The organism is Bifidobacterium porcinum (genome assembly GCF_055378475.1).
The window spans coordinates 1,172,285-1,186,897 of the sequence record NZ_AP029603.1 but is presented as its reverse complement, the minus strand read 5'-3'; the positions used below and the strand labels follow the sequence as shown (position 1 = coordinate 1,186,897).

The window sequence follows — 14,613 nt, the reverse complement described above, 5'->3', positions numbered from 1 at the left end:
TTTCGTCGTGCTTGCCTGTATCCTAGAACCCAGCACCAGACGTATCGGAGGCAAGACGTGAGCACAGCACAACAGGCGCAGCACCAGCATCGCACCACCGCGACCGAGCATATCCTCGACAGTGATTCGTTCCTGCAGCGGGAGCTCGCAAAAGCGCCATTGCGGGAACATGACGGCTCCCTCGTCGCCGATATCAGCCACATCCCCAACGATCTGAAAATCACCATCCAAGGCGCTCGCGAACACAACCTCAAGAACGTCGATCTGTCAGTGCCACGCAATCGCATGGTGGTGTTCACCGGATTGTCCGGGTCGGGAAAATCGTCGCTGGCGTTCGACACGCTGTTCGCCGAAGGACAACGCCGATATGTCGAATCCCTAAGCGCCTATGCGCGGCAATTTCTGGGGAGGATGGACAAGCCGAATGTCGATTTCATCGAAGGTTTGAGCCCTGCGGTGTCGATTGACCAGAAAACCACGAACCGCAACCCCAGATCGACGGTCGGCACCATCACCGAAATCTACGACTATTTGCGATTGCTGTTCGCGCGTACCGGAGAGCCCCATTGCCCGGTGTGCGGCGAACCGGTGAGCGCGCAGACCCCGCAGCAGATGGTTGACTCCTTGCTCGCCATGCCGGAGCGCACCCGTTTCCAGATTCTCGCCCCCGTGGTCAGAGGCCGCAAAGGTGAATTCGTGGATCTGCTTGAACTCCTGCGCTCCGACGGGTACGCCCGCGCTTTGATCGACGGCGACATGCGGCAACTGTCCGACGACATCAAACTTGCCAAGCAGAAGAAACACACCATTGAAGTAGTCGTCGACCGTCTAGTCATCAAGGACGGCATCCGCCAACGGCTCACCGATTCCATCGAGACGGCGCTGAAACTGTCCAAAGGCCTGGTCGTCGCGGATTTCGTCGATCTCGACGAACACGACCCGAACCGTCGGCGTCCGTTCTCGGAAAAGCGGGCGTGCCCGAACGGCCATCAGCTTGAGCTTGACGAAATCGAACCGCGCACCTTCTCATTCAACGCCCCGTACGGCGCATGCCCCGCATGCACCGGCATCGGGTACAACCTGGAAATCGACCCTGAACTGGTGATTCCCGACCCGTCGAAAACCCTCAACGAAGGCGCTATCGAGCCATGGGGGCTGACCAAGGGTACCGGTGATTATTACCGGCATGTGTTGGAAGGCCTCGGCGAGGAGATGGGATTCGATCTCGATACGCCATGGCAGGACCTGCCTGAAGACGTCCGTCATGCCATCATGTACGGCCATGATTTCAAGGTCAAGGTCTCGTACCGTAACCGCTGGGGCCGTCTGCGCGAATATTCAACGGGATTCGAAGGTGTCGTGCGTACGCTGATGCGCCGCCATGACGAGACGGATTCCGACCAGATGAAGCAATATTACGAGTCCTATATGCGCGAGGTGCCATGCCAGGCGTGTGGCGGCAAACGCCTTCGCCCGGAAGTGCTGGCGGTGACGGTGGACGGCAAATCCATCGCCGACGTGTGCGATATGCCGGTCGAACGCGGTCTCGCATGGATAAAGAACCTGCGTCTGGAAGGTTCCGCCGCCGCGATCGCCGGCGAGGTGGTCAAGGAGATCAGGGCACGTCTCACGTTCCTCAACGATGTCGGATTGAGCTACCTGACCTTGTCGCGCGCTGCGAAGACCCTGTCCGGCGGCGAGGCACAGCGCATCCGGCTCGCCACGCAGATAGGCTCCGGACTCGTCGGGGTCATGTACGTGTTGGATGAGCCTTCCATCGGCCTGCACCAGCGGGACAACAAGCGGCTGATCGAAACGCTTCATCATCTGCGCGATCTGGGCAATACCCTGATTGTCGTCGAGCATGACCAGGAGACTATTGAAACCGCGGACTGGCTGGTTGATATCGGCCCCGGAGCGGGTGAACACGGCGGCGAAGTGGTCTACTCCGGGCCGGCTGCGCATATCATCGATGCGCCGCGCTCCATCACAGGTGACTACATCGCCGGGCGGCGTGCGATCGAAGTGCCGAAACGTCGTCGCCGTACCAACGCTGGCCGGAGGCTCACTGTTGTCGGCGCTCGGGAGAACAACCTCAAGAACATCAATGTGAACTTCCCGCTGGGCGTCATGACCTGTGTCACTGGCGTGTCCGGTTCGGGCAAATCCACGTTGGTGAACACGATTCTGTACCCCGTGTTGGCTGACAAACTCAATGGCGCGCGCATCGTGCCAGGAAAACATACCAGGATTGAGGGCATCGAACAGTGTGACAAGGTCATTCATGTCGACCAGAACCCCATCGGCAGGACCCCACGGTCCAATCCGGCCACGTACACCGGTGTGTGGGACAAGATTCGTGCGCTCTTCGCCAAGACGCCCGAAGCCCAGGTGCGAGGCTATGGGCCGGGACGGTTCTCGTTCAACGTCAAAGGAGGCCGTTGCGAAGCCTGTCACGGCGACGGCACGTTGAAGATCGAGATGAACTTCCTGCCCGACGTGTACGTCCAGTGCGAGGAATGCCACGGCAAGCGGTACAACCGCGAGACTCTGGAAGTCAAATACAACGGTAAATCGGTGGCGGACGTGCTCGACATGCCCATCGAGGAGGCGGCAAAGTTCTTCAAAGCTTATCCGTCCATCTCCCGGTACCTCGATACGCTTACTCAGGTCGGCTTGGGATATATCCGTCTGGGACAGCCGGCGACGACCCTGTCAGGCGGTGAATCGCAGCGAGTCAAGCTGGCGACCGAGTTGCAGCGGCGCTCCACCGGCAAAACCGTCTACATTCTCGACGAGCCGACCACCGGCCTGCATTTCGAAGATGTACGCAAACTGCTCCTTGTCCTGCAGGGGCTTGTCGACAAAGGCAATACAGTCATCGTGATTGAGCATAACCTCGACGTTATCAAATCGGCGGACTGGATTATCGATCTCGGTCCTGAAGGCGGCGATGGCGGCGGCACTGTCGTCGCTCAGGGCACGCCGGAACAGGTCGCAAAGAACGCGAACAGCTGGACCGGCCGATTCCTCAAGGACATGCTCTGAACCTCAGGGAACTCCGGGAAACCGGGAACGGTATGGGCGCGGGACGTACATGTACGTCAACGCACCGGAACTAGAACACGACAGGTAACCATGGAAAGGAACCGACGAGCAGATGGGCATCATCGAGCGCCACAGCCCTGATCGCTGGCGTGCCACAGCCAAGGGGATTCTGGCCGAGCAGGCTGCGCAGGGGCATGATTCCACGACCGTGGACGGCCCTGCAGGCGACGCAACTGGCGGCAAGGTGGGCGCGTCGCGGGGCGTGAACGCGAACGGGGCCCCGCTGCTTGGCGACTCACGAGACCTTTTCCGCCCGAAAACCGGTGACATTCCCGCGGAACCTGGCGTATACAAGTGGCGTGACGGCGAGGGCAGGGTCATTTACGTCGGTAAGGCGAAGAACCTGCGCAACCGTCTGACGAACTATTTCCAGCCTCTTGACCAGCTGCATCCTCGCACCCAGACCATGGTGCTCACCGCACGAAGCTTGGAATGGACGGTGGTCGGCACCGAGCTTGAGGCGCTGACCCTCGAATACACATGGATCAAGGAATTCGACCCGCGGTTCAATGTCGTGTTCCGTGATGACAAAACCTATCCGTACCTCGCCGTCTCGGTGGGGGAAAGCGTGCCGCGCGTATGGGTGACGCGCAGCAGAAAACGGCGCGATACCAGGTATTTTGGCCCATACGCGAAGGTGTGGGATCTTCGGCACAGCCTGGACAGGCTGCTCAAGACCTTCCCGGTGCGCACATGCTCGGACGGGGTGTTCAACAAGGCGCGTCTCACCGGTAGGCCATGCCTGCTCGCCTCCATCGGCAAATGTTCCGCACCCTGCGTCGGACGTATCAGCGAGGCCGACCATCGCCGCCAATGCGAGCGGCTGGTCGGTGTGCTCACCGGAAGGGTCGGTAAATCATACATCGCCCAGCTAGGCCGGGAGATGAAAACGGCGAGCGACGACCTTGATTTCGAACGCGCTGCAAGGCTGCGGGACGAAATCGCGATGCTGCAAACCGTCATGCAGCAAAATTCCGTCGTTCTCGACCAGGATGTGGACGCCGACGTCTTCGGCCTGTCCTCTGACGAGCTTGAAGCGTCGGTCCACGTGTTCTTCGTCAGAGATGGATCGATTCGCGGCGAACGCAACTGGACCGTCGAACGTGTCGAGGATATCGGGGATGACGAACTGATGTCCGATCTCATCGTCCAGGTGTATGCCGATTTACTCCATGAACGCGGTAGCGTCCAAAGCTCCCGTACCGGCGAGGGCGCCCAGCCAATCAATGTTCTAGAACGCAGGGACGCTATCGGAGCCACCCAGAGCGTCACCGCTTCAGACAGCCTCACCAGGGCGCAGGCGACAAGAACCCGCCACGAGCGGTTGGAACAAACCGGCCGCGCCGACTTGCTCGCCCCGATCGCTCCGGTGCCGCGGGAAATCCTCATGCCCATCGAGCCGGCAAGACGGGCTGACCTCGAGGCATGGCTCAGCGGCGAACGCGGATCGCTAGTCACGATTCGGGTCCCTGGTCGCGGCGAAAAACGGACCCTGATGGAACGCGCCAACGACAACGCCGCCCAAGCGTTGCAACGTAGCAAAATGAGCAGAATCAGTGATATCGGCGCCCGCACCCAAGCGATGAACGACGTCGCGGACGCGCTCGGATTGCCCCAGGCACCGCTGCGCATCGAATGCTACGACATCTCCAACACCATCGGAGGCGCCTATCAGGTGGCGTCGATGGTGGTGTTCGAAGACGCCATCGCCAAGAAATCCGAATACCGCCGCTTCGCCATCCGCGGTGATGACGGCAAAGGCGCGCTCGACGACTTGAGCGCACTGTATGAGACTCTGACCAGACGATTCCGCCATGGAAATATCGCTGGCGACTCCGGTGACAGCATGGACAACGAGCGCAGAATCCGGCAAGCCGGACAGTATGCGTCCGAACAGCATGCGTCCCTCGTCACAGACCGGCCCGAAACCAGCAACGGCGAACCGGCAGGTATGGCGACGACGGCAGAAGCTGCCGGTACGTCGGGGTCTGCCGGCGTGTCCGGGTCCGCGCAGTCGATCCTGGCTCAGCACACGGTCAAACAGGGCGCCGTACAGGATGCCGCCGTGGACGAAGTCATCCAACAGAACACCCAACGGCGTCATTTCGCCTATAAACCGAATCTCGTCGTGGTCGATGGCGGCAAACCCCAGGTCATGGCGGCGGCGAAGGCATTGCATGACTGCGGGGTCGACGATGTCGCCGTATGCGGTCTTGCGAAGCGTCTCGAGGAAGTGTGGGTCCCGGATGATGACTATCCGATCATTCTCCCGCGCCAATCCGAAGGCATGTACCTGTTGCAACGCGTGCGCGACGAATCGCACCGATTCGCCATCACCTACCATCGTCAGACACGCAGAAAAGGGGCTTTGCGTTCCGCGCTCGACGACATTCCGGGCATCGGGCCGTCCTACCAGAAGCGTCTGCTCAACGCGTTCGGATCGGTCAGGGCAATGCGCGAGGCGAGTATCGAACAGCTCGAACAGGTTAAGGGCGTCGGCCACGCCAAGGCCGAAGCCGTGTACGCGGCGCTCCACGCGAAGGACGAGTGATTCGGCTACCATGGGCAATGCCGGAAACGTCGTCACCGAACGGGTGCGCGGCATGAAGACACGATTGGAACACGGGGAGGCACACGCATGATGGATATCGAGGATTCCGCGAGAGCTCCGATTACCGGCAACCAGTGCGCGGTGCTCGGCAAGCCGATCAGGCATTCACTCTCGCCGACGCTGCATCAGGCAGCTTACCGTGCGCTCGGCCTCGCCGGCACGTGGTCGTATCACCGCTACGAGATCGACGAGGATCATCTTGGGCCGTTTCTGTCAGGTCTTGATTCGAGTTGGCGAGGTCTGAGCCTCACCATGCCGTTGAAACGCACCATCCAGCCGTACGGGCTTCCCTCCAATATGTGGGCGCGCAGGCTTGCCGTCGCCAACACCGTGGTCTTCGACTGGGACGAGCCCGGCATCCCCGGCCCGGCGCGAGAGCACGGCCTTCCCTTGATGCGCCTGTATAACACGGACGTTGACGGCATCGACCTCGCCATCCGCCACGCGTGGCAGACAGCAGGAGCGGATATGCGACCCCAGAGGCATGGTATGCACGCGTTGGTCATCGGCAACGGGAACACCGCGATGTCCGCGATCGCCGCATTGTCTCAGTTGTCTTCCCCGGAGGGAGCGGTGGTGCGGTGTATCACCGTAGCCGCACGCCATCCAGAGCATAATGCGGACATCGTCGCACTTGCCGAGCATCGAGACAACGGCAGATTGTCCGGCATCGGCATCGACGTCGACATCATCATGCTCGACCGTGTCCCTGAGACGATCGCCGATTGCGATATCGTGATTTCGACGCTCCCGTCGAGGGCCGCGGATCCCATTGCGGACGCCTTGGGTGAAGCCGGAGCCATGGTACACGGCACTTTGCTCGACGTCGCCTATGATCCACGTCCCAGCGCATTGAACCGCGCTTGGTCGCAGGCGGGCGGCCTGTCCATCGGCGGCGAGGACATGCTCCTGTATCAAGCCATCGGGCAGGTATGCCTGATGACCGGCAGGGGAGCGGAACGCTGGAACGGGGATCAGCCGGCAGTCATGGAGGAAGTCGATGCCCCGCTGGAAGATGCAATGAGAGAAGCGTTATTGGAGGCACTGAATGGCTGAAACGAGCGAACAAAGCCCTGCGACCGCCGCCACGGGAAATGGCGATCGACCGGATCCCGCCGATTCTTTCGAGGTGCTGCTCATCACCGGTATGAGCGGAGCCGGACGCACGCATGCCGCGGATGCACTCGAGGACATGGGGTGGTACGTTGTCGACAACATGCCCCCGAAACTCCTGATCCCGCTGGTCGATATGATGACATCCTCCGGTTCGAAGGTCCACAAGCTCGCAGCCGTGGTGGATGTTCGTTCGCGCAGCTATTTCGACGATTTGTCCGAGGTGCTCAGTCATCTTGATGATCTGGGTGTCAAGACGCGCATCCTGTTCCTCGATGCCAGCAACGAAGTGCTGATCAAACGGTACGAGTCCGTCCGTCGCCCGCATCCGCTCCAGCATGGCAACCGGCTGATTGACGGCATTCTAGAAGAACGTACGTTGCTCGCCAATCTCAAGGAACATGCGGATATGGTGATCGACACGTCGTCGCTCAGCATCCATCAGCTGTCTACCAAACTGTATGAGGCGTTACTCGGCTCCGGCCCCACCACGGTTTCGGTCCATATCTTCAGTTTCGGATTCAAATACGGCATCCCGATCGATGCCGATTTCGTGGCGGATGTCAGATTCCTGCCCAATCCGTACTGGGTACCTTCCCTGCGTGAGCTGACCGGTCTGGACAAACCGGTGAGCGACTATGTGCTCTCGAGCAAGGGTGCCAAGGAGTTCCTTGACGCCTACCAGCGAGCCATCAGTATCGCCATCGACGGTTACGCCAGGGAAGACAAACATTATGTGACCATAGCCATCGGCTGTACCGGAGGTCAGCATCGTTCAGTGGCCATGAGCAATGCGCTTGCTGAGCGTTTGCGCGCGCAAGGATTGTCCGTGACGGTGTCCGCGCGCGAGCTGCATCGTCATCTGCATCAGGCCTGACCGCATGGCGAAAAGCCCCAAGCTGAATTTACACGGCTTGTCGTAATCTTGTCCAAGATATTGGATATCACAGTTACACGTTGCCACCTTGCCGGATTATGCCGGCATGTTGCAGAGGCAGTGAAGAGAAACAGGAAGTAGGAGGTTGGCTCTTGGCTCTTCTCGATGATGTCAATAGCGAACTCGCCACGATTAACGATGACCTGCCAGCTGCAATGGTGGCTCAGGCGGCCGCCATGTTCCAATTTGGCGGCGGTCTGCGTCAGACCAGCAGCAAACAGGTCGTGTTGTTCGCACAGTTCGATTCGCTGGAAGCGGCGAAATGGCTGCGCAATGCCATTGTCAACCAGTTCCAGCATCAGGCTCAGGAAGTCGCGAAGAGACAGCCGTTGCACGAGCAGAACGGTGCCAAGCAACCGAAATTCGACGCTGTCATCAAGTCGGTCCGCCGTAAGACCCCGCAGGGTCAAATCATCCAGCGGTACAACGTCGTCGTCGATCATGGGGCTATGGGACTAGCTGTCTGGCTGGGACTGTACAATCCGCGCATCCATCGCGTGGTTCGTGGCCTGCCGCCCGAGATCGTGAACGGGAAAATCCCGCAGATCAAAGCTGCATGGCGTGGTGCGTTCATGGCCCACGGCCGTATCTCGGACATCGGCACGGCCGGCTATCTCGAGGTCATCTGCCCAACCCATGAGGCGGCATTGGCGCTCCAAGGCGCAGCTCATCGTCTTGGCATCAGTGCAAAAACACGTCAGGTGCGCAGCTCGGAGCGTGTGACTCTTCGTGATCCTGACGCCATCGAACGGCTGCTCAACCTGATTGGCGCACCCCAGTCCGCAAGGGAATGGACCGGCAAGCGCACCGACGGCGAACCACGAGGCAAGACGAATCGTCTGGCGAATTTCGATGACGCCAATATGCGTCGTAGCGCGAAAGCAGCCGCAGAAGCGACCGAAAAAGTGCGTAACGCCTTCCAAGTCCTCGGCGAGGATATTCCGCCGAAACTGCGTGCGGCAGGACAGCTTCGCCTCGATCACCGTGACGCCAGCCTAGAGGAACTCGGCCGCCTTGCTGATCCCCCAATCAGCAAAGATGCAATCGCAGGGCGCATCCGGCGGCTGCTGCAGAAAGCGGAGAAAGTCCAGAATGCGCGGCAACAGGGGTTGTGAGCCTCTCGTTTCGCGACACGGTTGCGTTTTTCCACTTTGACGGCGTCATCCTTCTCGCTGCACGCGAAGGATGGCGTCTTTTGTTCTTCGTTGCCTGTATCATCGCAATTGGCGTAGTCACGTCACCATCTTCCCGCATGGCCTGTGTGGCATGCGGTTAGGAAAGGATATTCATGAAGACACTGAAGGATCTTGGAGATCTCAAGGGCAAGCGCGTTCTCGTCCGCGCGGATTTCAACGTTCCGCTGGACGGCACCACGATCACCGATGACGGCCGTATCCGTGCCGCCCTGCCGACCATCAAGGCTTTGCGCGCCGACGGCGCCAAGGTCATCCTCATGGCGCATCTCGGCCGTCCGAAGGGCAAGGTTGTTCCTGAACTGTCTCTCGCGCCGGTTGCCAAGCGCCTTGGTGAGCTGCTGGGTGTCGATGTCCCGCTCGCTGAGGACACCTATGGCCAGGACGCCCATGCCAAGGTCGCGGCGATGAACGACGGTGACGTCGTGCTGCTGCAGAATGTGCGTTTCAACCCTGAGGAGACCAGCAAGGACGAAGCCGAGCGCGACGCCTATGCGAAGAAGATCGCCGAACTCGGCGACGTGTTCGTCTCCGACGGCTTCGGTGTCGTGCACCGCGCCCAGGGCTCCAATTACTCCATCGCCAAGTTCCTGCCTTCCGCGGCCGGCCTGCTGGTCGAGAAGGAAGTCAAGGCGCTGTCCCGCGCCACCGAGAACCCGGAACGCCCGCTGACGGTCGTGCTCGGCGGTTCCAAGGTCTCCGACAAGCTCGGCGTCATCGAGAACCTGCTCGGCAGCGCCAACCGTCTGGTCATCGGCGGTGGCATGGTCTATACCTTCCTCAAGGCCAAGGGCTATGAAGTCGGCACCTCGCTGCTCGAGGAAGACCAGCTCGAAACGGTCAAGGGCTACATCGAGACCGCTGAGAAGACCGGTGTCGAGCTCGTGCTTCCGACCGATATCGTCGTGAACGCCGGCTTCCCGGCTGGCGACACCCCGATCGCTCCGGAGGTCGTCAAGGCGGATGCCATCCCGGCTGACAAGATGGGTCTGGATATCGGCCCGGATTCCCAGAAGCTGTTCCACGACAAGATCGTCGATTCCAAGACGGTCGTGTGGAACGGCCCGATGGGTGTCTTCGAAGTCGCTCAGTTCGCTGAGGGCACCCGCGCTGTGGCGCAGGGGCTGGTCGATGCGACCAAGGCCGGTGCGTTCACCATCGTCGGCGGCGGCGATTCCGCTTCTGCCGTGCGCAACCTCGGCTTCCCGGAGGATGGCTTCTCCCACATCTCCACCGGTGGTGGCGCTTCCCTTGAGTTCCTCGAGGGCAAGGAGCTTCCGGGTCTGAAGGTGCTCGAGTAATTCGCATGTACGGCGAACCGTGTGCGGGCATGTCGTGACCGGCGTGCCCGCACACGTGTTTCCCGGTGTCGTGCACGTATCGTCGCCGGAAAAGTGGTGTCGGGGTTGTTGACAAGGATGGAGATGGTATGGCGGTGAATCGGATTCCGCTGGTCGCGGGGAACTGGAAGATGAACTTCAATCATCTCGAGGCGACCTATTTCGTCCAGAAATTCGCATGGCTGTTGCGGGACGCTCATGTGGATCCGCGCACGTGCGAGGTCGCGTTGATGCCGTCGTTCACGTCGATTCGCAGTGTCCAGGTGCTGGTCGAAGCCGATGATCTGCCCATCAAGTATGGCGCGCAATCCGTGTCCGTGACTTCGCAAGGGGCGTTCACCGGTGACGTTTCCGCAGATATGCTGGCGGCGCTGGGTTGTTCATATGTGATTGTCGGCCATTCGGAGCGACGCAAATACCATCCGGAAGATGACGCGAATATCGTCGATCAGGTCCGTGCCGTGCTCGCAGCTGGCATGCGGCCCATCCTGTGCGTGGGCGAAAGCTACGAGGAACGCAAGCAGGGCATCGAGCTTGATTTCGCCGTCGGCCAAGTGCGGGATGTGACCCGTGACCTGTCTGTGGAAGAGGCCACGAAGCTGCTGATTGCATATGAGCCGGTTTGGGCGATTGGCACCGGCATGGTGGCCACCCCGCAGTCAGCCCAGGATGCAGCCAAGGCGATTCGTGACGATATCCGTGAGACCTTCGGCGATGAGACGGCCACGAGCCTGCGTATCTTGTACGGCGGGTCGGTGACCTCGAAGAATGCGGCCCAATTGATCACCCAACCCGATGTCGATGGTTTCCTTGTCGGTGGCGCGTCCTTGCATCCGGAGGAACTCGCCAAGATTGTACGTCTTGTGGCGAAATCTGGGGCGTCGGGCCGCAAGTAGCGTGGGGCCGCGCCCGGCGGAAATGAGTTTTTGCGGTACTGTGTTCTTGCCGTTTGTCAGAGTGCCTTGCCCCTTTCGGGGTTAGCATGCCAAAATCCCGCGGTTGCGCTATGCTTAGATAAGTTACACACAATGGAGGTTCAACTCGTGTCAGGTTTGGCTGTTCTCAAGCTGGTTATCCAGATTCTGGTCGTTGTACTCAGCTTCCTGTTGACGCTGCTCATTCTTATGCATAAGGGCAAGGGCGGCGGCCTTTCCGACATGTTCGGCGGCGGTCTCACCCAGAACGCGGGCTCTTCAGGCGTCGCTGAGAAGAACCTGAACCGTTGGACGGTGATTATCGCGGTGCTTTGGGTCGCTCTGATTATCACCCTCGATTTGTTCACTAAATTCAATATCGGCGGCTGAATCGTTGCGAATTCCGGCACACAGACGACACGCTATGCAGTCTCGTCGGCTCTTTCGCTATCGTCACGGTAATTCAGCGCGATAGATATCAGCGGATATCAGTACAGCATCGTCATGAAACCGCCCTGCTTCTCATACGGAGACAGGGCGGATTTTGTATCCATCGGCCTATCAAATGCTCAGCCCAACATCACCCCTCGCCAGGAAAGCAATCGCGCAACGGCGGTAATCCCATGCATCGGTCGGTTGGGGGAGAGGAAGCAACAATGATTGAGGCGGCATCATCATCACAATCGGGGACAGACACCATCCCCGAGCGTCCCGAACATAGGGACCGACTTGAACATGGTGCACCCATGAATCACGATAATAACCGGGACCGCTGTGATACGCCCGTGCGTTTGGTCGTCGCCGATCTTGATGGAACGTTGATGCACGATGCCCCGACTTTCGAGGAACGGTATCTCACCGAGCATTCCATCGACGCCGTGTGGCGGATGCATGACGCGGGCGTTCGATTCGCCGTTGCGACGGCACGCCCGGTGAGCACCGGATACGAGGTCGTCGACAGACTGCCAGTCGACGCGTGCATCTACCTCAACGGGGCACTGATCGACACCAATCCGTCTGCGTCCGACGTCGATATGCTCACCAGCGGTGTATTGCCCGATGACGGGCATCTGATGAAAATCGGGTTCTCATCCCGACGCGCATGCGAGGTGTGCAGGTATCTTGTGCATGAATTGCCGGGGTTGAAGATCGGCATCGTCATGGATGACGTCCGGTACACGAATTTTGACGTCAGCGTCTACTGGAAAACGCAGACCTTCGTCATCACGGATTTCACGGACGTACCCGATGGCGTGGCCGACAAGATCATCATCTTTCCCGATCCGTACCAGTGGTCGGTGTTGGGTAGGCTAGTCCCGGACGATTTTTCGGTGAGCATCTCCGAAGGATCAATGTGGATGCTGATGAACCCGCAGGCGAACAAGGAACGGTCGCTGGAACGGATTTGCGCGTCGATGAATATTCCGCTGTCGCAGACCGTTGCGTTCGGCGACGATCTGATTGATATCGCGATGATGCGGCGCTCGGGAACCGGTGTAGCGGTGTCGAATGCGAATCCCAAGGTGTTGGCAATCGCGGATGACATCTGCCCGTCGAATAATGAGGATGGTGTGGCCCAATGGATTGAACGGCACTGGGGGATGTGAGCATCTTCCAGTGGTATGAGCGTCCCAAATGACGATGGTGATGCCCCCGGAATCGAATTGAACTTCCTGTAACGCTGTATGGTTCAAATTCAGACTTTCCGGTTCATTGTTTCCGAGAGTTGTGCTATAGTTCCTGATAAGATTGAACATACGTTGAACTCTGGAGTGTTATGGCAGAAGGATTGTTCGCACAACGGCTCACCCAGGCGATGAACCAACGCCACCTCAAGCAGATAGACATCGTCAGGCGTGCACCTGAATTTGGCGTGCATCTTGGCAAAAGCCATGTCAGCCAGTATGTGAGCGGAAAAACTGTCCCGCGTACCGAAACAGTCAACGCCTTGGCTGATATGCTCGGCGTGAGCGCCTCGTGGCTGATGGGGGACAGCGACGAGATGACCCGCAGGAAGCCGGATGCTTCCACATCCCCGGAATCCGGCGAAGGCTCGCCTGAGCATCTCGACGTTAAGGCTGCATCAACGAAAGGAACCACCATGCGGCATTTCGGCAAGTCATCGAAGCTTGATAACGTGCTCTATGATGTCAGAGGACCTGTTGTCGACGAAGCGGCGCGAATGGAAGCCTCCGGGACCCATGTCCTCAAGCTCAATATCGGCAATCCGGCGCCGTTCGGCTTCCGCACGCCTGATGAAGTCGTATACGACATGGCGCAGCAGCTGACCGATTGCGAAGGCTATTCCGATTCGAAAGGCCTGTTCTCCGCTCGCAAGGCGATCATGCAATACGCGCAGCTCAAGAATATCCCGAATGTCAGCATCGACGGGATTTACACGGGCAACGGTGTGAGCGAACTGATCAATCTGAGCATGTCGGCGTTGCTTGACAACGGTGACGAGGTGCTGGTGCCTTCGCCTGATTATCCGTTGTGGACGGCGTGCGTCACGCTGGCGGGTGGTACGGCCGTGCATTACGTGTGTGACGAGCAGTCGGAATGGTATCCCGATATCGAGGATATGCGGCGCAAGATCACCGACCGTACGAAAGCGATTGTCATCATCAACCCGAACAATCCGACAGGCGCATTGTACCCGCCGGAAGTGTTGCAGCAGATCGTTGAACTCGCCCGTGAGCATCAGCTCATGATATTCTCCGATGAAATCTACGACCGGTTGGTGATGGACGGTCTCAAGCATGTCTCCATCGCGTCCATGGCGCCCGACCTGTTCTGCGTCACCTTCTCAGGGCTGTCGAAATCACACATGATCGCCGGATACCGCGTCGGCTGGATGGTGCTCAGCGGCAACAAGGAGATTGCGAAGGACTACATCGAGGGATTGAACATGCTGACGAACATGCGCATCTGCTCGAATGTCCCTGCACAGTCCATCATCCAGACCGCGCTCGGCGGCCATCAGAGCGTCAACGACTATATCGTTCCGGGTGGCAGGATCTATGAGCAGCGCGAATACATCTATGAGGCGTTGAACTCGATTCCGGGCGTGTCGGCGGTCAAGCCGAAAGCCGCGTTCTACATCTTCCCGAAGTTGGATGTCAAACGCTTCGGCATCAAGGACGACGAGAAGTTCGCGCTGGATTTGTTGCGCGAGCAGAAGCTCCTCATCGTGCAGGGCAGTGGGTTCAATTGGCAGCAGCCCGATCATTTCCGTGTGGTCTATTTGCCGAGAATCGAAGTGCTCAAGGACGCCACCGCCAAACTGCGCAATTTCCTGGCCACCTATCATCAATAATCAGCCAAAAGCTGAAACTGTGGTTCCTGATGCGACGGGAACCGAATGCCCGTGTGTGATGGCGGCGTAACCGCGTGGCCA

General features: G+C 59.2%; 10 protein-coding genes. All 10 read left to right on the top strand.

Going from position 1 to position 14,613, the window contains the following annotated elements:
• The first annotated feature begins 111 nt into the window (after positions 1 to 111).
• The 10 genes from uvrA to ACZ41G_RS04605 all read left to right on the top strand — a co-directional run bounded on the left by uvrA (position 112) and on the right by ACZ41G_RS04605 (position 14,532).
• A complete protein-coding gene (gene uvrA / locus ACZ41G_RS04650) occupies positions 112 to 3,048 on the top strand; it encodes an excinuclease ABC subunit UvrA (protein WP_033505873.1) in 2,937 nt (978 codons plus the stop codon).
• A 283-nt stretch (positions 3,049 to 3,331) separates the two neighbouring features.
• A complete protein-coding gene (uvrC, locus tag ACZ41G_RS04645) occupies positions 3,332 to 5,659 on the top strand; it encodes an excinuclease ABC subunit UvrC (protein ID WP_464146223.1) in 2,328 nt (775 codons plus the stop codon).
• Positions 5,660 to 5,746: 87 nt separating this feature from the next.
• Complete coding sequence (locus ACZ41G_RS04640; protein ID WP_464144696.1) at positions 5,747 to 6,775, top strand: shikimate dehydrogenase family protein; 1,029 nt, start codon at positions 5,747 to 5,749, stop codon at positions 6,773 to 6,775.
• Positions 6,768 to 7,709, top strand: coding sequence for an RNase adapter RapZ (gene rapZ / locus ACZ41G_RS04635; protein ID WP_015450602.1), 942 nt, complete (start codon positions 6,768 to 6,770; stop codon positions 7,707 to 7,709). The genes ACZ41G_RS04640 and rapZ overlap by 8 nt, the downstream gene beginning before the upstream one ends.
• Before the next feature lie 152 nt (positions 7,710 to 7,861).
• Positions 7,862 to 8,884, top strand: a complete 1,023-nt coding sequence (whiA, locus tag ACZ41G_RS04630) for a DNA-binding protein WhiA (RefSeq protein ID WP_033505648.1) — start codon at positions 7,862 to 7,864, stop codon at positions 8,882 to 8,884.
• Between the two features lie 173 nt (positions 8,885 to 9,057).
• On the top strand, positions 9,058 to 10,263 hold the full coding sequence (locus ACZ41G_RS04625; protein ID WP_029576710.1) for a phosphoglycerate kinase: 1,206 nt from the start codon (positions 9,058 to 9,060) through the stop codon (positions 10,261 to 10,263).
• 128 nt (positions 10,264 to 10,391) lie between these two features.
• On the top strand, positions 10,392 to 11,198 hold the full coding sequence (gene tpiA, locus ACZ41G_RS04620; protein WP_464144694.1) for a triose-phosphate isomerase: 807 nt from the start codon (positions 10,392 to 10,394) through the stop codon (positions 11,196 to 11,198).
• 156 nt (positions 11,199 to 11,354) lie between these two features.
• Positions 11,355 to 11,606 carry a preprotein translocase subunit SecG gene (secG, locus tag ACZ41G_RS04615; RefSeq protein WP_015450598.1) on the top strand — a complete coding sequence of 84 codons (252 nt, stop codon included), beginning with the start codon at positions 11,355 to 11,357 and terminating at the stop codon, positions 11,604 to 11,606.
• Positions 11,607 to 11,962: 356 nt separating this feature from the next.
• Positions 11,963 to 12,823: an HAD family hydrolase gene (locus ACZ41G_RS04610; RefSeq protein WP_044098478.1), complete on the top strand. Its 861-nt coding sequence runs from the start codon at positions 11,963 to 11,965 to the stop codon at positions 12,821 to 12,823.
• 170 nt (positions 12,824 to 12,993) lie between these two features.
• Positions 12,994 to 14,532 (top strand): aminotransferase class I/II-fold pyridoxal phosphate-dependent enzyme, encoded by a 1,539-nt coding sequence (locus ACZ41G_RS04605; protein ID WP_081602301.1) that lies wholly within the window; start codon positions 12,994 to 12,996, stop codon positions 14,530 to 14,532.
• Positions 14,533 to 14,613: the final 81 nt, after the last annotated feature.